Below are 21,687 nucleotides of genomic sequence, written 5' to 3'. Positions count from 1 at the left end.
GCACCGCGCGACGGTTCCGGACCCGTCCCCAACGCGATCCAAGCGTGACCCGGGCAATCGCCAACAGGTCACAAACGCATATCGACGACCCCGTGACCTGCGTCGTGACAGCGTTCACAAGCAACGCTTGCGAGCCGTGCGGATTCGGGCGCCGATGCTCGCCTCGCGGGTCGTCCGCACAGCGCCGATGGTGTTCCCCGGTCGGCCGTCACCGGCTCCCGGGCGTCGGTGTGCAGCTGGACGTCAAGCAATCTTCAGACGGATCTGCACTCCGAGTTCGGCGAACCCCAAGGCGCGAGCCACCTGCTGCGACGCCGGCACGCGCGCGCCACTGCGGCAGCATCCGGGCTGCGACGGCATGCGCGACGGCGCTGGAGGCGGTCACTTTGGCCAGGCCTCGTCCTCGGGCCCTGGGCGCGGTGAGGATGGCCATGTGGGCGGTGGCGCGCGGCCAGGCCACGTAGCCTGCGGCGGCGATGATGTCGCGGCCCTCGCGGATGGCGAACACCGGCGAGGTGAGTTCGCCGATGCTCGCCTCGTGGCGTTCCTCGGGGCCGCACTGGTTTTCCAGAGCCTTGAGGTCGGGGTGGTCGGCGGGAAGCTGTTCGACAGCAGGACCGGATGAGGGGCGGAACGAGTCCGATGCGAGATAAGCCAGGGTCACGGGCCCAAGCATCTCGCCCGCAGGAAGCACCTTGGCGGCCTCCGACGGATCACGGAGCCGCTCCGGCGGGCAGTCGGCGAGTGCCGTGCGGACTGCGTCGGCGGTCGCGTCATCCGGGGCCGTTCCGATTCCGGCGCCGGCCAGCAGCACGAGGCCGACCCATCCCGGCGGGCACATCCGCGACCGAGGGGAGGTCACGATGCTGATTCCGTTGTCCGGGAAGACGACAGGGGATGCGGCGATCTGGGCCCACATTTCCCGTACGCTCGGGAGGATCTGCGAATCCGGCATGGATCGATCTTGGCGAAGCGGCTCCACGGGGGAAAGCGGCGACTCGTGAGCGGTGGGTTTGCGATGCCTTGGCCGACCGCGGGCCGCCGCTGGGACGTCGTCATCCCGGCCGCACGCTGAGCTGCTCGCCGGCCCCGCCCCGGCGCCGGGTTAGGCTGACGCCCATGTCGCGCACCCGTCTGTACCGCAATGGCGTGCTGGAAGCCGAGAACTTCGACCCCGCGCAGATCTCCGAGCACCTGGCCGATCCATCCTCCGTGGTGTGGTTCGACTTGTGCGAGCCCACTGAAGAAGACCTGGCCGCGGTCAGCGAGGAACTCGGCCTGCACCCGCTGGCGGTGGAGGACGCCGTCCACGAGCACCAGCGGCCCAAACTCGACCGCTACGCCAGCCACCTGTTCCTGACCGCGTACGCCGTCGACCTGGACGAGGTGTCCGGGCAGCTGGTCAAGCACGAGGTCGCCGCGTTCATCACCACCGGTGCCCTGGTCACCGTCCGCAAGACCGAGGGCTTCCGGATCGACAAGGTCGTCGAGCGCTGGGATTCCTCCCCGGACCTGGTCAAGTACGGCGTCGGATTCCTGCTGTACGGGCTGCTGGACTTCGTCGTCGACACGCACTTCGACGCCGTGCAGACCCTCGACACTCAGATCGAGGCGCTGGAGGAGCAGCTGTTCGACGGCGAGCCGAAGGACAGCGAGATGCAGCGGCGCACCTTCGAGCTGCGCAAGTCGCTGGTCACCCTGCGCCGGGTCGTCATGCCGATGCGCGAGGTCGTCAACGCCGTCCTGCGCCGCGACCTGCACATCGTCGACCCCGAGATAGTGCCGTACTTCCAGGACGTCTACGACCACGTCCTGCGCGCCACCGAGTGGACCGAGTCGCTGCGGGACCTGATCACCGCGATCTTCGAAACGCACCTGACGATCCGCTCCAACCGGCTGAACGTCATCATGAAACAGGTCACCAGCTGGGCCGCAATCATCGCGGTGCCGACCGCCGTCACCGGCTTCTACGGCCAGAACGTCCCCTACCCCGGCTTCGGCACGCACACCGGGTTCTGGACCTCCACCGGTGTCACCATCGGACTGTCCGTGATCCTGTTCACCGTGTTCCGCCGCAAGGACTGGATCTGAGGCGCGGCCCGGTCCCGGTGTCCCGCGTCCCGGCGTCAGGCGAGTACGGCCACCGCCGTGGTGACGTCCTCCTCGAGCGCCTCGGGTGACGACCAGCCGGGTGAGCGCCACAGCAGCAGGCGTCGGCCTTCGGCCCGCATGCTGAACGGTTCGGCGACCCCGGTGAGCAACGCCGGCGCGTCCGGGGCGAGGACCATGCGGTCGTCGGTGCGGTCCGGCGTGTAGGTCTCGAAGCGCTCGTCGAACGCCGGGGTGCCGGTGCGGATCCGGTGCTGCGGCGGTGCGTCGATGACCCAGGCCGTGGCGAACGCGGGCCCGTCGCGGACCTCGACGCGCTCGACGTCGTGGTCCAGGCTCACGAGCGCCACGCCGTAGCGGTGGGTCTCGCCGTTGTAGTGGCAGGTGTACGAGCCCGTGGACACCGGCATGTCGTGCACTGTGCCGATGAGGTCGTCCTCGAAGTTGTGCGCGGTCCCGTAGTGGAAGGGGGGAGCGTGTTCGGCGGCGATCTCGTGCTCGATGTCGGGCGAGGCGGTGAACCCCTCGGTCTGGACCAGATCGCGGGCCAGCGCGTGCGCCTGACGGCGGGCCCGCCAAGGGCCGATGCGCGGGGCCGTGACGATGAGGGTCGCCAGAGCGAGGAACAGGATGATCGGGAGGGCGTATCTCATGTCTCCTCCTGGGAGGATCTCTCCTGCAATAGTACGCGGTATGTCCGGAATCAACGGGTTCGCGCGGCGCTCGAATACTCGACGAGATTACGTGGAATTTCGCGAAATAGACCCGGGCCGATCTCGATCCGGCGCCCTTGAGCGCCCGACCCGGCCGTACAGCAGGCTGACCAGGGAGACGGCGCACCAGACGCCTTCGAGCATCGTGAACCCCCACTGGTGCTGCGCGACCGCGATCTCGCACAGCACCCCCGACCCGGCGGCGTTGAGCACCAGGTAGCCGAGGGACTTCTGGCCTGCCTTCCCGAGCTGGTTCAAGGTGAACGCCGCGAGGATGCACAGCGCCGCGCCGATCTGTATCAGCTCTCCCACGAGGCTTCTCCCACCGAGGGGGCTGCCTGCGGAAAGAAGTTCGGGCACACCAGCGTCGGCTCGTAGCGGCGGTCCCAGACCGGAGTGGCCGATCCGCCGATCGGTGGGACGATGAGCTCCCAGTGCGCCGCGGTGTCCCGGCCGGCAGCCTGCTCGCGCTGTTCGTGCCGGACGAACTGCCGGGTCGCGAAGTGGTGGTCGATGACTGACACACCGGCCTGCTCGAAGGAGTGGATGACGGCCGCGGTCAGCTCGACCAGGGCGCGGTCCTTCCACAGCGTGCGATCTGTCCTGGTGTCCAGGCCCATCCCCCGGGCCACTTCCGGGAGCATGTCGTAGCGGCCGGTGTCGGACAGGTTGCGGGCGCCGATCTCGGCGGCGGTGTACCAGGCGCTGAACGGCGCCGCGGTGTAGTCGACACCGCCGATGCGCAGGCACTGGTCGCTGATGCTGGGGAAGGCGTGCCACTTCAGGCCCAGGTCGGCGAACCAGTCGAGGGTCGGGTGGGTCAGCGGTATCTCGTGGACGACGTCGGCCGGCAGGTCGAACAGCCTCGGGGGTTCGCCGGGCATCTGGATGACGATCGGCAGGACGTCGAAGCGTCCGGGCTTGCCGCGGTCCCAGCCCATCGCCGTGAACCGCTCGGTGAGGTCGGCGGTCTCCGGGTCGCCGAGCACCGAGCCGTCGGCCTGGCGGTACCCGGCGTACCGGACCAGCTGCGAGTTCCAGATCCGGATGCCCTCGCGACCGGGCTCGCGAGGCGCGAAGACGGTCATCAGCAGGCGCACCCGGCCGCCGTCGAAGGCTTCGCGCAGCTGCTGGACCAGCGCGGCGAAGACCTCCTCGGCGGTGGTCAGATGACGCATGTCGCAGATCGCCAGCGCCTTCCAGTAGAACTTGCCGATACAGCGCGGGGTGTTGCGCCAGGCGATGCGGGCTCCCCAGCGCAGTTCCTCGACCGTGTGCCGGTAGCTGCCGGTGGCCTGGATCTCGGACCGGACCTGGTCGATGCGGTCCGGGGCAAGGCTGATTCCCTCGGAGCGCAGTTGCAGCAGGAAGTTCTCAGCCTCCGTGGTGATGTCGGGCATGGAACCGCGCTGGGGCTTGTGGCCCGCGGCGGGGCAGGACGGCGAAAGAACGTTGTCAGCACTCACGTCAACCTTGCCTTCTTACAGCGAGAGCATTCGGTAACCCGGAAGTTACAAGGAGTTCCGGCCTCGCGGAAGATCGCTCATAGCGATCGCATAGGTCGCATATGACAATCAAAACCCTGCGGGAGTGATAGTGAGGTCATCTCACGGCAGGGACCAGTACGTGCCGCCCGTTCCGTCGACGTGGACCACGTGCCGACCGACGCGGACGATCTGCGCGCTCGCGCTGAGCCACGCGCCGCCGGCGCAGCCGTCATCCGGCAACGGCCGCCAGACCTCGAAGAACGTACTGCCGTCAGGATTGGTGCCGGTCTCGATGAGGTGGTCTCCGGCCACAGCCAATCGCCCCACGTCCTCCCCCGGCGCGCCGACCTCGTGGCGGAAGCTCACGGCCTCGCCGTCGAAGGCGGTGGTCCCGGCGAAGCCGCGGCTGTCCGCGTAGAACTCGCCGATCTGAAGCCAGACCGCCGGCCCCTCGTCACGCAACGGACCGCCATTGCGGCCTATCCCGAGCCGCGTCCAGGCACCGCGTGCAGGAACGTTCATGTGAGTAAGCCTTATCCACGCATCGTCTTAACACCCTCGCGAACAAGAAAGCACGCGATCACGAGTGCCGCGACCGGGTTGCTCCACCACCACCCCCACCAGGATTGGGCCCCGGCGCCAGCCAGCGCGACGAGCGCCAATGCGGCCCCCGCAGCGCTGAGCACACCATCACCGCGCAACGCCGCGCTTCCCAGCTCACGCACGCGACCACGGCTCGACCCACCTCGGAGGTTCTCTCGGGTAGCGCAGCAGTCATGGCGGCCCAGCCCTGTACGGAACGATATGCGCCGGGAAGCCATGCCGTGTCCCACACGCCCAGCCCGATCGCAACGCGCGGCAGATCGTCTTCGCTCCCCTGAATTCGTTGATCCAGGCCCGGCGAACGTGGCTCACCGTGCCTCGAGTTCGTCGTCGAGGATGTCGAACAGTTCCTTCGCGGTGGCCTGGTGGAGGTCGCCGGTCCCGGCCGGCCGGTCCGCCGCCGCCCAGACCGCGGCCAGCGAGCGCAGGCGCGCCGCGATCCGGGTACGTTCGGCCTCGTCCGGTCGTGCCGAGGCCAGGGCGGACTCCAGCGCGGCGAGGTGTTCGTCCACGGACCTCGGTGCCGCCTGCGCCAGGAGCTCGGCTCGCAGGTGGTCGGTCAGGGCTCTGGCCGAGGGGTGGTCGAAGATCAGCGTCGCGGGCAGGGGGTGGCCGGTCGTGGCGCTGAGCCGGTTGCGGAGCTCGATCGCGGTCAGCGAGTCGAATCCGAGGTCCAGGAAGCCCTGGTCGGGGTCGATCGCCTCGGCCCGCTCGTGGCCGAGCACGAACGCCGCGGTGCTGCGGACCAGTTCCAGGATGGCTCCGTCCAGTTCCTTTCCGGACAGCCGGGTCAGACGGGACCACGCCGTATCCGGACCGCCTCCGCCGCTGCCGACAGTGCCGTCGTCAGCCTCGGCACGCCGCCCCGGGGCCCGGACGAGCCCGCGCAGCATCGCCGGGATCCCTTCCGGACCGGGTCGCACGGCTGAGGTATCCAGGTGCATCGGCACCGTCATCGGCCGGCCGCTCAGGAGAGCGCGGTCGAACAGTGCCAGCCCCTCCTCGACGGACAAGCCGAGCACGCCGGAACGCGCCATCCGGATGACGTCGGTCTTCGACAGCAGGGCCGCCATCCCGCCGGACGACCACATGCCCCACGCCAAGGACAGGGCTGGAAGATCCCGGGCGCTGCGATAGTGCGCGAGGGCGTCCACGAACACGCTCGCCGCCGCCCAGTTGGCCTGGCCCGGAGCGCCGAGCGTGCCGCCGCCGGAGCCGAAAAGCACGAACGCCGTGAGGTCGTAGTCGACAGTGAGCTCGTGCAGGTCCCACGCCACATCGGCCTTGGGCCGCAGCACGTCGTCCATGCGCTGCGGAGTCAGGGCCGTCAGGACGCCGTCGTCCACCACGCCCGCGGTGTGCACGACGCCGCGCAGTGGCGCGGCCGCCGGCACCGAGGCCAGCAACCGCTTCAGCGACTCACGATCGGTCATGTCGCAGGCGGCCACGGTGACGTGCGCGCCGAGTTCGGTCAGTTCCGCGTGCAGGGCGGCCGCGCCGGGGGCTGCGATCCCCCGGCGTCCAGCCAGCAGCAGGTGCCGCACGCCGTGCTCGGTCACCAAGTGCCGGGCGATGTGCCCGCCGAGTACGCCGGTGCCGCCGGTGACCAGGACCGTGCCGGCGTCGTCGAACCGGACCGGCAGCACCGCTTCGGCTTCCGAGGCCTCGCCCCGCGCCAACCGGGGAACAAGGATCCCGCCCTCGCGCACTGCCAGGCCCGGCTCCCCGGCGTGCACGGCGGCGAGCACCGCGGCCACGGGGACGTTCGCACCGTCGATGTCGAGCAGGGCCAGCCGCCCGGGATATTCGAGCTCTGCCGTACGGATGACGCCCCAGACCGGGGACTGGACGAGGTCGGCGATCCCCTCCCCCGGGACTGTCGCGATAGCTCCCTTAGTGACGAACACGAGCCGCGAGGAGGCGAAGCGCTCGGCGGTCACCCAGGACTGTGCCAGTGCCAGTGCCCGATTCGCTGCGGCGCGGGCGGTCGAGGCGACGTCAGGAGGCTGTGCCGGTGAAGTGACGCAGGGGACGAAAACGAACTCCGGCGCCGGTCCGGCTTCGGCGGCCGCGGTCAGCGACGGCCAGTCCGCATGCCGCCGCACGACACCGTTGACCGACTCGATCGCCGCGGCCAGCCCGAGGCCGTCCGTACCCAGGACCGCGCATCCCGGTACCACCGGAAGCGGGTCGCTCCCGGTCCACGGACTCCAGTCGACGTGAAACAGGTGGTCCTGGTTCGAGGTGGGCTCCAGGCTCTGCGGGCCGACGGACATCCCGACATCGGTCCAGTACCGCTGCCGCTGGAACGCATACGTGGGCAGTCCGACTCGACGCGCACCGCTGCCCGCGTAGAACTCCGACCACCGCACCTCGGCTCCATGGGCGTACGCGAGCGCGACGGCAGTGGTCACCTGCCCGGCATCCGCACGATCCCGGCGCAGCACCGGAACGAAGGCGGCGCCATGGGTATCGGCCGCGTCGGCCAGGCAGTCCCGCGCCAACGCGGAGAGCGACCCGTCCGGACCGAGCTCGACGAATCGAGCGACGCCCTCGGCTTCCAGGCTCCGGATGCCCTCGCTGAACCGGACGGTCTCGCGCACGTGCCGGACCCAGTAGTCGGGAGTGCACAGCTCGTCGGCTCCGGCCAGCCTCCCCGTCACATTCGACACGACGGGGGTGTCCGGCGCCGAGTAGGTCAGCTTCTCGGCCACGGCGCGGAAGGCGGCGAGCATCGGGTCCATCGAAGGTGAGTGAAAGGCGTGGGAGACCCGCAGTGGCCTGACCCGGTGCCCCTGCCGCACGAGTCGGGCCGTGACGACCTCGACCGCGTCCCGTTCGCCCGAGACGACCACCGACCGCGGGCCGTTCACCGCCGCCACGGCCACATCCGGCGGCAGCACGGCCCGGACCTCGTCCTCGGCGGCGGCGACCGCGCACATCACCCCGCCGGCCGGCAGCGCCTGCATCAGCCGGCCCCGGGCCGCGACGAGCGTGCAGGCGTCGGCAAGCGACCAGATGCCCGCGAGGTGCGCGGCGGCGAGTTCGCCGATCGAGTGCCCCGCGAGGAAGTCCGGCCTCATCCCCCACGATTCCAGCAGCCGGAACAAAGCCACCTGGATGGCGAACAACGCCGGCTGCGTGAAGCCCGTCGCATCGAGCGCGTCCGCATCGGTGTCGATCACTTCCCGGAGCGGGCGGTCCAGATGCCGGTCCAACTCGGCGCACACCTCGGCGTATGCCCGCGCGAACACGGGATACGTCCCGGCCAGTTCGGCACCCATACGCGGGTGCTGCGATCCCTGGCCGGAGAACAGGTACGCGGTCAGCCCGGCCGGGCGGGCAACGCCCCGAACCACGGCCGGGGAGTCCCCGTTCTCCGCGAGCGTGCGGAGCCCGACACGCAGTTCGTTCCCATCCGCTCCGAGGATCACGGCACGGTGTGGAAAGGCGGACCGCGTGGTCGTCAGGGAGACGCCGACGTCCATCGGCGACGACTCCTGCTCGTCGTCCAGGAACGACGCAAGCCGCGCCGCCTGTGCCCGGAGCGCTTCAGGGCTGTGCCCGGACAACAGCCACGGCACGGTTCCGCCGGGCAGCCCCGCGCGCTCCGCCACCATCGCTTCGGAAGCCGGCGTAGCCACGGCAGCCGGTGTGTGTTCGAGGATCACGTGGGCGTTGGTGCCGCTGATCCCGAACGACGACACTCCAGCGCGGCGCGGCTGCCCGGTCTCCGGCCACGCGACCGGTTCGGTGAGCAGTCGGACCGCCCCGGCCGACCAGTCCACTTCGGGCGAGGGCTCGTCCACGTGCAACGTCCTGGGCAGCACACCGTGCCGCATCGCGAGGACTGTCTTGATCACCCCACCGACACCGGCCGCGGCCTGTGCGTGCCCGATGTTCGACTTGACCGACCCCAGCCAGAGCGGACGTTCGCGCTCCCGGCCGTAGGCGGCGAGCAGCGCCTGGGCCTCGATCGGGTCGCCGAGCCGGGTGCCGGTGCCGTGCCCTTCCACCGCATCCACGTCCGCCGGCCGCAACCCCGCGCTCCGCAGAGCCTGCTCGATCACCCGCTGCTGCGACGGACCGTTCGGCACGGTCAGGCCGCTGCTGGCGCCGTCGGAGTTGACCGCCGAGCCCCGCACCACGGCCAGCACCTCGTGGCCGTTGCGGCGCGCGTCGGAGAGCCGCTCCAGCAGCAGGACACCGGCGCCTTCGGAACAGCCGACACCGTCGGCCGCCGCCGCGAACGCCTTGCACCGGCCGTCCGGGGCCAGACCACGCTGCTCGCTGAAGTACACGAACATGTCAGGTGCGGCCATCACCGTCACGCCGCCTGCCAACGCCAGAGAGCACTCGTCCCGGCGCAGCGCCTGCATCGCCAGATGGAGCGCTACCAGGGACGACGAGCACGCAGTGTCCACGCTCACCGCGGGGCCCTCCAGCCCCAGGGTGTAGGCGATCCGTCCGGACACCAGGCTGCCGTCGCTGGTCCCGGCGCCGTAGTCGTGGTACATGACGCCCGCGAACACCCCGGTGCGACTGCCCCGCAGTGAAGCGGGAACGATTCCGGCCCGCTCCACCGCCTCCCAGGAGGTCTCCAACAGCAGCCGTTGTTGGGGATCCATGGCAAGGGCCTCTCGCGGCGAGATCCCGAAGAACGCCGGGTCGAAGTCCGCCATCCCGTCGACGAATCCGCCGTGCCGGGAGTAGCTGGTACCTGGTGTACCCGCCTTCGGCTCGTACAGCGAGGCGAGATCCCAGCCTCGGTCGTCCGGGAACAGCGAGATGGCGTCCCCGCCGGCGCAGACCAGTCGCCACAGGTCCTCCGGCGACGCCACGCCGCCCGGATAGCGGCACGCCATCGCCACGATCGCGATGGGCTCGGTGAACCGATCGTTCTCCCCGCGCAGCCGTTCGTTCTCCAGCAGGCTCCGGCGAAGAGCCTCGACGACCTTGTCCGCGGCAGGGGTCTCACTCATGCTGACCTGTTTCGGAGGGCACATCTGATCGTCGGCCGAGGGCGGACGCCGGGACAACCCCTATCGCGGCTGACGGGTCGAGGCGCGATAGGGGCTCTGGAGTGCGGATAGGGGTTGGGGGCGGTACCGGGCATGCCTAGAGTTCGAAACTGATCTATGGGTTCGGCGAAGGCCGCCCGGCAGATGGTGCCTGGCATTCGATCGAGGTGGCTGTGGCGAACGACGCTGTGTCGGACATCGCTGTATCGAACGACGCTGTATCGAACGATGAAGTGAAGCTTCTGACCTACCTCCGTCGCGCGACGACCGATCTGCGCGAGACGCGGCAGCGGCTGCGCGAGGCCGAGGAGCGGGATCGGGAGCCGATCGCCATCGTCGGCATGGGCTGCCGTTACCCCGGCGGGGTCGACAGCCCGGAGGCGTTGTGGCAGCTGGTGGCCGAGGGCCGCGATGCCACCTCCGAGTTCCCCGCGGACCGGGGCTGGGACCTGGACGCGCTCTATCACCCCGATCCGAGCCGCAGGGGGACGAGCTACACCCGCCGCGGCGGGTTCCTGCTGAACGCCGCCGACTTCGACGCGGCCTTCTTCGGGATCAGCCCCAACGAGGCGATGGCCACGGACTCCCAGCAGCGTCTGATGCTGGAGACCTGCTGGGAGGCCGTGGAGACGGCCGGCATCGATCCGGGCTCGCTGCGCGGCAGCCGCACGGGCGTGTTCGCGGGCGTGGTCTACAACGACTACGAGCTGACCGCCCCCGAGGATCCGGGCGAGCTCGAGGGCTACCTGATCAACGGCAGCTCCCCCAACATCCTGAGCGGGCGGGTGGCCTACGCGCTCGGCTTGCAGGGCCCGGCGATCAGCGTCGACACCGCGTGCTCCTCCTCACTGGTGGCACTGCATCTGGCGGTACGTTCGCTGCGCGGCGGCGAGTGCTCGCTGGCGCTGGCCGGCGGCGTGACCGTCATGTCCACCCCGCAGATCTTCGTCGAGTTCAGCCGGCACCAGGGGCTCTCGCGCGACGGGCGGTGCAAGGCGTTCTCCGACGACGCGGACGGCACCGGCTGGGGCGAGGGCGTCGGGGTCCTGGTCCTGGAGCGGCTCTCCGACGCGCAACGCAACGGCCACCGGGTGCTGGCCCTCGTCCGGGGCACGGCGGTCAACTCGGACGGCGCGAGCAGCGGCCTGACCGCACCCAGCGGGCCCGCACAGCAACGGGTGATCCGCGATGCGCTGGGCGCCGCCGGACTCACCGCCGACGACGTGGACGCTGTGGAGGCGCACGGCACCGGCACCCGTCTGGGAGACCCGATCGAGGCTCAGGCGCTGCTGGCCGTCTACGGCCGCGGCCGAGCCGCGGACCGGCCCCTGTTCCTCGGCTCGCTGAAGTCGAACATCGGGCACGCGCAGGCCGCGGCGGGCGTCGGCGGGGTGATCAAGATGGTGCAGGCGATGCGGCACGGACTGCTGCCCCGCACCCTGTATGCCGAGACTCCGTCCACCGCCGTGGACTGGTCGGCAGGACGGGTCCAACTGCTCACGGAGGCGGTGGACTGGACGCGCTCGGCACGACCGCGGCGGGCAGGGGTTTCGAGCTTCGGCGTCAGCGGGACGAACACGCACGTCGTGCTGGAGGAGGCTCCGGCTTCCACGTCCGCCGACGACGCGCCCGAACCGCGCCGGCCGGGCCGACTTCGTTTCCCGCTGCCCGTCATCGTGTCGGCGGCGTCCGAAGCGGCGCTGCGCGACCAGGCCACCCGGCTGCGAGCCCAGCTTGATCAGGCTTCTGACACTCCCGACCACCCTGACACCGGCCTGCTGGACGTTGCTTTTTCGCTGGCGACCTCGCGGGCGGCGCTCGCGTACCAGGCCATTGTGATAGGTGAGGACCGGAACGGGATCCACGCCGGGCTGGACGCGCTGTCGAGCGGTGACGATAGTGGCACGGCCGTGGTCCGAGGCACAGTCCGGCCGGGTCTGACGGCGTTCCTCTTTCCCGGCCAAGGATCCCAGTATCCGGGCATGGGCCGTGACCTGGCCGAAGCGTTCCCCGCGTTCGCTGCGACGCTGGACACGGTCTGCGAGGCTTTCGGCCCGCACCTGGACCTCCCGCTTCGGGAAATCCTGGCCGCCGAGGACGGCTCGGAGCGTTCAGACCTGCTGGACCGGACCGAGTACACCCAGCCCGCGCTGTTCGCGGTGGAGGTGGCGTTGGCCCGGCTGCTGGAAAGCTGGGGCCTGGAGCCGGACCACCTCAGCGGCCACTCCATCGGCGAGATCGCCGCCGCGCAGGTGGCCGAGGTGTGGCCGCTGGAGGACGCCGCCGCGCTGGTCGCCGCTCGCGGACGGCTGATGCAGTCCGTGGTCGCGGACGGGGCGATGGCGGCGTTGCAGGCGAGCGAGTCCGAAGTCAGCGCCCTGCTGGACGACCGGGCGACGGGCCGGGTGGCGATCGCGGCGGTCAACGGGCCGTCCGCGGTAGTCGTCTCGGGCGACCGTGCGGAGGTGCTGGAGATCGCCGAGCTCTTGGCGTCACGGGGTCGACGCGTGCGACGGCTGCGGGTCGGCCACGCCTTCCACTCGCCGCACATGGACGCCATCGCCGGGGAGTTCCGCGAGGCGGCGACGAAACTGCGAGCCTCGGCACCCCGGATTCCGGTGGTGTCCACCCTGACGGGACGTCCGCTGTCCGCCGCCGAGCTGGCCGATCCCGACTACTGGGTTCGTCAGGCGCGGGAAGCTGTGCGTTTCCACGACAGCATGCTGTATCTGGCCGGTAAGGGAGTCGGCCGCTGGGTCGAGGTGGGACCAGGTGGTGCGCTCACCGGCATGGTGCACGAGAGTCTCGGGAACGGCAGTTCGCCTCCACTGGCGGTGGACCTGATGCGCTCGGACCGTTCCGAGGCCCGAACGGTGGTCACCGGCCTGGCCCGGTTGCACGTGTCGGGTCTGCGCACGAACTGGTCGGCGTTCTACGCGGGCTCCGGCGCCGAACGGGTATACGACCTGCCTACCTACGCGTTCCAGCGCAGCAGGTTCTGGATGGGCACCGATCGGCGCCGGGGTGGCGGGGCCGAGGCCGGGATCGGAGCCGAGGGGTTCTGGCGGGCCGTCGAGCAGGAGGACACGGCCGGGCTGGCCGAACTGCTGCGGATGGACAGGTCGCAGGGGCCTGCGTTGCTTGACGCCGTGCTTCCGGCGCTGACCCGCTGGCACCGAGAGCGGCAGGCGAACGCGGTGCTCGACGGTCAGCGGTACCACGTGGCATGGGAGAAGGTGCCGACCGGTGCCGGCGACGCGCAAGTGCTCGGCCCGGGCTGGTGTGTGCTCGTGCCGGAATCCGTGGTCGGATCCGCGGACGGTCTCATCGCCGGGTTGACCGGTGGCGGCGCCCGGCTGGTGCGGGTCCCAGGGGATGTCTGCGATCCGGTCCGGCTCAGGCAGCAGCTCCGCGAGGGAAACAGTGAGCTGCCATACGCTGTGCTCTCTCTCCTGGCTCTGGACGAGCGTCCCGCTTCCGACCAGCCCTGGCTCTCCGCGGGCTTCAAGGCTACGTGCGCATTGGTGGAAGCGCTGCGCGGCACTACGACCCGCGTCTGGTGCGCGACCTTCGGCGACGCACCCTCGCAGGCCACGCTGTGGGGATTGGGCACCGTACTGGCATCTGAGCAACCCGATCTGTGGGCCGGGTTGGTCGACCTGTCCCCCGAAGCCGACGCCGCGCAGTTGGCCGGGTTGGGCCGGCTCTTGGACGAAGGCACCGCGGAGAACGAGTTGGCGCTGCGGCCCACAGGGCTGTTCGCCCGGCGGCTGCACCGGGCACCGCTGGACTCCGGCGGCCCGCCGGATCGCGCTTGGACCCCGCGCGGGACCGTGCTCGTCACCGGCGGGACCGGAACGGTCGGCGGCCACGTGGCACGGTGGCTGGCCCGGAAAGGCGCCGCGCACATCGTGCTGGCCAGTCGGAGCGGTGACCTGGCGCCCGCTGCCGCGGCTCTGAAGGAGGAGATCACCGCGTCGGGCGCCGAGGTCACCTTTGCCCGGGTCGATGTGACAGACCGCGCGATGCTGAGTGAACTGCTGCGTACTCTGCCGTCGCAGCATCCGCTGACCGCCGTGGTCCACGCGGCGAGGTCACGCGCCGCCGCCAACGACGACGGCTCGGCGATGCGCGGTGCGGTGGTGCTGGACTCGCTCTTGGCGGACCGGGACCTTGACGCGTTCGTGCTCGTCACGGCGGCATCGGCGGTGTGGGGAGGTCCGGGTCGCGCGGCTGAGGCTGTCAGTGGTGCGTTTCTGTCCGCGGTGGCACGGCAGCGGCGGGAACGCGGCCTTCGGGCCTCGACGGTGGCCTGGGGCACTTGGGCGGCCGATGGCGTGCGAGCCGAGCCTGACGGAGCGGGTCTGTATCGGGTCGCCTGGGTGCCGACGTCGTCGGCCGCCTCCACCGCGTCTCCCGTCGGTCATTGCACTGTGCTGGGTTCGGGAAGCGGGGTCGCCGATGTCCTGCGCACTGCTGGCATCTCGGTTCAGGAAGTCGTAGATCTCGCTTCGCTGCCGACGGTGCCGGACCTCCTGATACTGCCAGCGCCGATGGCGGGCCACGGACTCGACACGGTGGCGCGCACGCGTAGGTCGGTCGGCACGCTCCTCGGCGTGCTGCGGCAGTGGCTGGATGACGAGCGGTTCGCCATGTCCAGGCTGGTCGTCGCCTTCCCCGATGACGGCGCCACCGGAGCGGCATCGGATGACGCGGTGGTCACCGGCGCCATGCGCGGCCTGTTGCGCTCAGCGCAGTCCGAGCACCCGGGCCGGATCACGCTGCTGGACTGGGAACGGGACACCACCGCTGCTCAGTGGCGGGCCGCGCTGGCCGACACGGAACCGGAGATCGCGGTACGGCGCGGCGCAGTATCCGTGCCCCGCCTGATACGCGCCGCGGCTGGTAGCGTCGGGAAGTTCTCATTCGCGGCGGGCGGCACGGTGTTGGTGACCGGCGGCACCGGCGACCTGGGCGCGTTGACAGCGCGTCATCTCGTGCGGCGGCACGGCGTACGGCATCTGCTGCTGGCCTCACGTCAAGGCCCTGATGCCGCCGGTGCCCGGGAGCTGAGAGCGGAGCTTGCCGCTCTTGGGGCGAACGCCGAGATCGTGGCCTGCGACGTGTCCGACCGTGCCCAGGTGGCCGCCGTGGTGGCAGCCGTCCCCGCCGAGCACCCGCTCACCGGCGTGGTGCACACGGCCGGCGTACTGGACGACGCCACGTTCACGTCCTTGGATCCCGCACGGGTGGAAACAGCGTTGGCGCCGAAGGCGTACGCCGCGTGGCATCTGCATGAGCTCACCCGGGACCTATCGCTGTCGGCGTTCGTCATGTTCTCTTCCATGGCCGGCACGCTGGGCAATCCCGGACAGGCCAACTACGCGGCGGCCAACGCGTTCCTGGACGGCCTGGCCCGGCACCGGCAAGCCCACGGACTCCCGGCGACCTCGCTCGCCTGGGGGGTGTGGGACGTCGACGGCGGCCTGAGCGGAAGGCTTTCGGTGGCCGACATCCAGCGGCTGAGTGCTTCCGGCCTGGTGCCGATGCCCGCCGACGACAACCTGGCGCTGCTGGACCTGGCGTTGACCGATTCCAGCTCCGCGGTCCTGCTGCCGCTGTGCCCGAACGCTGCGGCGCTATCAGCCCCCGGCGCCGGTCTGTCCCCGGTCATGTCCGGCTTGCTGTCCGCGGCGGCGATCGACAGACCTCTGGTTCCCGCGATCGCGGTCGAGGCGCTGGCCGCCGCATGTGTGGCGGATGACGGGACTCAGCTGGTGGTCGGCGATCTCGACCCGGCCGCGCTCGCGACGCGAGGCGGTTTCGGCGCGGGCCCGCTCTTCGCCGCGATCGTCGCCGAACATCACCGCTCGGCCGCGGGCGCCGCGGGATCTCCCGAGGGCCGATCCGCCGAATCCTCACTACGGGAGCGGCTGGCATCGCTGTCCGGGGACGGCGCGCGCGAGGGAGAACTGCTCAACGTCGTGCGCGGATGGACGGCCAAGGTACTCGGCCATGGGGACTCCGCGGCCGTGGATCCCGACCGCGCCTTCCACGACCTGGGATTCGACTCGCTCGCCGCGATCCAGTTCCGGAATCTGATCTCGGCGGAGACCGGGACAGCCTTTCCCGCATCCATCGTCTTCGACTACGCGACCCCGGCGGCCCTCGCCTCGCATGTGCTCGAGCGGCTGTTCCCGGAGTCGGCAGCGGCAGCGGCGGCAACAGAGGCCGGAGCGGTGCTGGCCGAGGTGGAGCGGCTGGAGGCGCTGGTGGCCAGCCTGCCGTCCGAGAAGTTGACCGGCATCGCCGCGGATCCCGCCCGGGTGGCGAGTCGGCTCTCGGCGCTCGCCTCCCGCCTGACGCCGGCCATGAGCGCCGCCCAGCCCACGGCCGCGAACGCCGCGAACCCGTCAGCGGGGCTCGAGGAAGCGGACGCCGACGCGGTCTTCGCGTTCGTCGACAGGCAACTCGGCCGGTCCTGATCCGGACCGGCGTCGATCGGAAATCAGCGAGATGGCGGAAGTGGACAACGAAGCGAAGCTCCTCGACTACCTGAAGCGGGTCAGCACCGAGCTGGACCAGACCCGCGACCGGCTCCGGCAGGCCGAGCAGCGGGCCCGTGAGCCGATCGCCATCATCGGTATGGCCTGCCGGTTCCCCGGCAGGGTCGACAGTCCCGAAGACCTGTGGCGACTCGTCGATCAGGGCACGGATGCGGTGTCGAGTTTCCCCACCGACCGCGGGTGGGATCTGGACGCGCTGTACGACCCGGACCCCGACCACGCGGGGACCAGCTATGTCCGGACCGGCGGATTCATCGACGCCGCCGCGTTCGACGCCGGCTTCTTCGACATCTCACCCCGTGAGGCGACGGCGATCGACCCGCAGCAGCGGCTGCTGTTGGAGACCGCGTGGGAGGCGATCGAGCGCGCCGGTATCCGACCGGAGACGTTGCGAGGCGGCCGTACCGGCGTGTACGTCGGGACGAGCGGTCAGGACTACTGGGACGAGGTGGTCGCCGACGTCCCGGCCGAGTATGAGGGATATCTGGGCTTGAGTACGGCCGCTTCGGTGCTGGCCGGCCGGATCGCGTACACCCTCGGGCTGGAAGGCCCGGCGGTCACGGTGGACACGGCGTGTTCGTCGTCGTTGGTCGCGCTGCACCTGGCAGGGCAGGCCCTGCGCCAGGACGAGTGCACCCTGGCCCTGGCCGCCGGGGTGAGCGTGCTGGCCACGCCGGGGGCGTTCGTCGCCTTCAGCCGCCAGCGCGGCCTGTCTTCCGACGGTCGCTGCCACGCGTTCTCCGACGACGCCGACGGCACCGGCTGGGCCGAAGGAGTCGGAGTCCTCGTCCTGGAACGGCTCTCCGATGCGCAGCGGAACGGTCATCCGGTCCTGGCCGTCATCCGCGGCAGCGCGGTGAACCAGGATGGCGCCAGCAACGGGCTGACCGCACCGAACGGGCCGTCGCAGCAGCGCGTCATCCGACAGGCCCTCACCAACGCCGGGCTCACAGCAGCCGACATCGACGCGGTCGAAGCCCACGGGACCGGCACCGCGCTGGGTGACCCCATCGAAGCCCAGGCCTTGATCAACACCTATGGACGGGGCAGGCCGGACGGCCGGCCGCTGTGGCTGGGCACTCTGAAATCCAACATCGGTCACACGCAGGCCGCCGCGGGCATCGCCGGCATCATGAAGATGACCGTGTCCATGCAGCACGGTGCGCTCCCCCGCACCCTCCACGTCACCCGGCCGACGACCAAGATCGACTGGACCGACGGCCACGTCAGGCTGCTGACCGAAGCCCAGCCTTGGCCGGTCGGAGACCGGCCCCGCCGGGCGGGTGTCTCCGCTTTCGGTGTCAGCGGCACGAATGCCCACGTCATCCTCGAGGAGCCGCCTGCTCCTCAACCTCAGCCGCGACCGACGCCAGTCCCGACACCGTTCGAGCCCTCTGCGGTGCCGTGGTTGTTGTCGGCCAAGACCGCTGAGGGTTTGCGGGAGCAGGCGGCACGGTTGGCCTCGCACGTCAGCGCCCGCCCGGAATCGACGCCCGCCGACGTCGCCTGGGCTCTGACCACCACTCGCACCCACTTCACTCATCGCGCCGTGGTGATCGGCCAGGACCGCGAAAGCCTACTCGACGCCACCACCGCCTTCGCGCAGGGGACGCCCACGCCATCGGCGGTCGCCGACGTCGCCCGCGCCGGTGGGAAGACCGTGTTCGTCTTCCCCGGTCAGGGTTCGCAGTGGGTTGGCATGGGACTGGATCTGCTCCAGTCCTCCCCGGTGTTCGCGGCCCGCATCGCCGCGTGCGATCAGGCTCTACGTCAGTACACCGACTGGTCGCTGCTCGACGTCCTGCGGGGGAACGCGGGAGCGCCGCCTCTTGAGCGGATCGACGTCCTGCAACCGACTCTGTTCGCCGTCATGGTCGCTCTCGCTGACCTCTGGCAGGCCTGCGGTATCCACCCCGACGCCGTCATCGGACACTCCCAAGGCGAGATCGCCGCCGCCCACATCGCCGGAGCACTCAGCCTCGATGACGCCACACGAGTCGTGGCCCTACGCGCTCAAGCACTCCAACAGCTCTCCGGCCACGGTGGCATGGCATCCATCTCCCTGTCCGCCGACGCAACCGGCGAACTCATCGCTGCCTGGAGCAATGATCTCTCCATCGCCGCGTTGAACGGCCCGGCCACCACCATCGTCTCCGGCGAAACCGAAGCGCTCGACCAGGTGCTCGCGCGCTGCGAAACCACCGGCGTTCACGCCCGACGAATCAACGTCGACTACGCCTCACACTCGTCGCACGTCGAAACCATCCAAGAACAGATACTCAAGACACTCGCACCGATCACTCCACGCAAAGCCGAGATCCCCTGGTACTCCACCCTGCACAGCGCATGGATGACCGGCACCGAAGCCGACGCCACCTACTGGTACGACAACCTCCGCCAGCCCGTCGCCTTCCACCCCGCCATACGTACCCTGATAGATACCAACCACCACTACTTCATCGAAGTCAGCCCACACCCCGTCCTGACCGCCTCCATCACTGACACCGACACCAACGCGGTCGCCATCGAAACCCTCCGCCGCGACCACGGCGACACCACCCAACTCACCACCGCACTGGCGCTGCTCCATATCCACGGCAGACCACTGGACTGGCAACCACTCCTCACGCCCGGACGATCCGCCGACCTCCCCACCTACGCTTTCCAACACCAGAACTACTGGCTCAAGTCCTCTCGCAACGCTCACAGCCTCTCGGCATCAGGGCTCGATCACAGCAGCCACCCGCTTCTGTCGGCGGCGCTGCCGCTGGCCGACTCCACCGGACTGGTCCTCACCGGCCGGATCTCCTCGGATTCCGCGCCCTGGACCGCCGACCACGTCGTGGGCGGCGCCGTGCTGTTTCCCGGCGCGGGCTTCGCCGAACTCGCCCTCCACGCCGCCGCCCTCACCGGCGATGAGCACACCGTGGAGGAATTGACACTGCTGGCACCACTTGCGCTGCCCGCCCACGGCGGGACTCGGCTGCAGGTCCTGGTCGGCGCCCCTGCCGACGCCGCCCGACGCTCTATCAGCATTCACACGCGCGCCGAGACAGCCGACGCGGAGTGGGAGTGCCACGCCACCGGCTTCCTCGTTCCAGCGACCGAGACGGCTGTTCCCGACGAGCTCAGCACCTGGCCGCCCGTCGGCGCCAAAGCTCTTGACGTGACAGGGCTCTACGACCGACTCGCCGCCCGCGGATACGCCTACGGCCCCGCGTTCCAGGCGCTGCACGCCGCCTGGCGACACGGAGAGAGCATCTACGCCGAGATCACGCTCGACGACCAAGCGGCTGATGAGGCCCGCGCCTTCACCATCCACCCCGCGCTCCTGGATGCGGCCCTTCACGCCGTCGCCCTCGACACCGAGACCGCGCACGACGACCCCGCCGGCACGATCCGGCTCCCCTTCGCCTGGAACGGCCTGCGTCTGCACACATCCGGTGCCACGGCTCTGCGCGTCCGCATGACCCCGACCGGCCCCGACGCGGTCACCCTCGAACTCGCCGATCTGGCGACCGGCGAACCGGTCGCCTCGATCGCCTCCCTGGTCACTCGGCCGACCGCCGCCACCACGGGTCCCTTCCGCTTCGACTGGTCTCCCGTGTCGGTCAGCACGACCGTCCCGTTCGACACCACCTCCGAGTGGTACGACGACCTGGACACGCTGCGCACCGCCACCGACCACGGCACCCCGGTTCCCGCATGGGTGATCGTGCCTACGCACCCCGCGTTGGACGAGGTTCTGGCCACAGCCCAGGCCTGGATCGCAGACCCCCGCTTTGCCGCCTCCCGGCTCGTCCTCGTCACGGAGAACGCCGTCGGGCCGCAGAGCGGTTCGTCGACGGACCCGGCGTCCGAACTCGCCGGGGCAGCGGTCTGGGGACTGATCCGCGCGGCCCAGTCCGAGCACCCCGACCGGTTCGTCCTGCTCGATGTCGAGGACCGGCAGTCCCTCCCGCTCGCCGACGTCCTCGCCGCAGCAGCCAACGACGAGCCGCAACTCGCCGTGCGCAACGGAATCGTCCTCGCGCCCCGTCTCGTCCCGGTCGATCAGGACCCGGTCTCCACGCCGCCGGCCTGGAATCCTGACGGCACCGTGCTGATCACCGGCGGGACCGGCACCCTCGGCCGCATCGTCGCCCGGCACCTCGTGGACCACCACGGCATCCGCCACCTGCTCCTGGTCAGCCGCAGCGGCCCCCAGGCGGCCGACATCGACACCTTCGCCACAGAGATGGCAGGGGCAGGCGCCCACGTGACCATCGAAGCCTGCGACGTCGCCGACAAGGAAGCACTGGCCCGATTGCTCGGTACTGTGCCCCAAGAGCACCCGCTCACCGGTGTGATCCACGCCGCCGGAGTCCTCGACGACGGCGTCCTGACCGCCCTCACCCCCGAACGACTCCGCACCGTCTTCCGCCCCAAAGCCGACGCGGCCCGGAACCTCCATGAGCTCACACAGCACATGGACCTCGCCGCATTCGTCCTGTTCTCCTCTGCCGCCGGCACCCTCGGCAACCCCGGCCAAGCCAACTACGCCGCCGCCAACGCCTACCTCGACGGCCTCGCCCGCCACCGACACACCCTCGGCCTGCCAGCCCTGTCCACCGCATGGGGCCTGTGGGAACAAACCAGCACCATGACCGCCCGCCTCACCGGCACCATCCAGGCCAGGACGAACACGAACGCACTTCCCGCACTGACGACCGAGCGTGCCCTTAGCCTGCTCGACACCGCGCTCGCGAGCACCGAGCCCACCCTCACCCTCGTCGACCGGGTCCCCGTCAGCCCGCGCCGCACCGCGCGCTCCGGTCGGGCCGTGCCTGCCGGGACCAGCATCGTCACCCGCCTGGCCGGTCAGACCACGGCCAAGCAGCACCAGCTCCTGCTCGACCTCGTCCGCACCCAAGCAGCCACCGTCCTCGGCCACACCACCACCGAGCACCTCCCACCCGACCGCCCCTTCAAAGACCTCGGCTTCGACTCCCTCACCGCCGTCGACCTCCGCAACAGACTCACCACCGCCACCGGACTACGACTGCCCGCGACACTCGTCTTCGACTATCCGAAACCGCGATCGCTCGCCGACCATCTCGCCAAGCTGCTGCGGGGTGACGAGCCTGCCCCCGCAAGCGATGTCCCCGAGGAAGCCGACCCCGACCGCTGGGGCCACATCGACGCCCTG

The 21,687-nt window shown here is 70.3% G+C and carries 7 protein-coding genes and 2 pseudogenes; 3 read left to right on the top strand and 6 right to left on the bottom strand.

The window, feature by feature from the left end; all coding sequences use genetic code 11:
• Positions 1-208 precede the first annotated feature (208 nt).
• On the bottom strand, positions 209-955 hold the full coding sequence (locus ABH926_RS35745) for a GNAT family N-acetyltransferase (RefSeq protein WP_370370382.1): 747 nt from the start codon (positions 953-955) through the stop codon (positions 209-211).
• A gap of 164 nt (positions 956-1,119) precedes the next feature.
• Here ABH926_RS35745 and ABH926_RS35740 point away from each other — a divergent pair, with 164 nt between their 5' ends.
• Positions 1,120-2,091 (top strand): magnesium transporter CorA family protein, encoded by a 972-nt coding sequence (locus ABH926_RS35740; protein WP_370344815.1) that lies wholly within the window; start codon positions 1,120-1,122, stop codon positions 2,089-2,091.
• Positions 2,092-2,126: 35 nt separating this feature from the next.
• On the opposite strand, the gene ABH926_RS35735 is transcribed toward ABH926_RS35740, so the two are convergent.
• The 5 genes and pseudogenes from ABH926_RS35735 to ABH926_RS35715 all read right to left on the bottom strand — a co-directional run.
• Positions 2,127-2,762 carry a hypothetical protein gene (locus tag ABH926_RS35735; RefSeq protein ID WP_370370381.1) on the bottom strand — a complete coding sequence of 212 codons (636 nt, stop codon included), beginning with the start codon at positions 2,760-2,762 and terminating at the stop codon, positions 2,127-2,129.
• Positions 2,763-2,849: 87 nt separating this feature from the next.
• Entirely contained in the window at positions 2,850-3,134 is a 285-nt protein-coding gene (locus ABH926_RS35730) for a hypothetical protein (protein WP_370344817.1), read from the bottom strand.
• Entirely contained in the window at positions 3,122-4,222 is a 1,101-nt protein-coding gene (locus ABH926_RS35725; RefSeq protein WP_370370380.1) for a nitric oxide synthase oxygenase, read from the bottom strand. Before ABH926_RS35725 ends, ABH926_RS35730 begins: the two co-directional genes overlap by 13 nt.
• Before the next feature lie 207 nt (positions 4,223-4,429).
• Entirely contained in the window at positions 4,430-4,831 is a 402-nt protein-coding gene (locus tag ABH926_RS35720) for a hypothetical protein (protein ID WP_370361008.1), read from the bottom strand.
• Between the two features lie 389 nt (positions 4,832-5,220).
• Positions 5,221-9,867: pseudogene (locus tag ABH926_RS35715) on the bottom strand (SDR family NAD(P)-dependent oxidoreductase); the annotation flags it as partial.
• Between the two features lie 299 nt (positions 9,868-10,166).
• Between ABH926_RS35715 and ABH926_RS35710 the strand changes: the two are divergent.
• Together ABH926_RS35710 and ABH926_RS35705 are read left to right on the top strand one after the other, a co-directional pair.
• Entirely contained in the window at positions 10,167-16,418 is a 6,252-nt protein-coding gene (locus ABH926_RS35710; RefSeq protein WP_370370379.1) for a type I polyketide synthase, read from the top strand.
• 40 nt (positions 16,419-16,458) lie between these two features.
• Positions 16,459-21,594, top strand: a pseudogene (locus ABH926_RS35705) (type I polyketide synthase); the annotation flags it as partial.
• Positions 21,595-21,687: the final 93 nt, after the last annotated feature.

It is taken from the genome of Catenulispora sp. GP43, assembly GCF_041260665.1.
Classification (GTDB): Bacteria; Actinomycetota; Actinomycetes; order Streptomycetales; family Catenulisporaceae; genus Catenulispora.
This window is presented reverse-complemented; position numbering and strand designations above follow the sequence as displayed.

What these genes read in the sequence shown, in the direction of transcription:
- ABH926_RS35745 (WP_370370382.1), bottom strand. Translation starts at nt 955, where the DNA reads ATGCCGGATTCGCAGATCCTCCCGAGCGTACGGGAAATGTGGGCCCAG.
- ABH926_RS35740 (WP_370344815.1), top strand. Translation starts at nt 1,120, where the DNA reads ATGTCGCGCACCCGTCTGTACCGCAATGGCGTGCTGGAAGCCGAGAAC.
- ABH926_RS35735 (WP_370370381.1), bottom strand. Translation starts at nt 2,762, where the DNA reads ATGAGATACGCCCTCCCGATCATCCTGTTCCTCGCTCTGGCGACCCTC.
- ABH926_RS35725 (WP_370370380.1), bottom strand. Translation starts at nt 4,222, where the DNA reads ATGCCCGACATCACCACGGAGGCTGAGAACTTCCTGCTGCAACTGCGC.
- ABH926_RS35720 (WP_370361008.1), bottom strand. Translation starts at nt 4,831, where the DNA reads ATGAACGTTCCTGCACGCGGTGCCTGGACGCGGCTCGGGATAGGCCGC.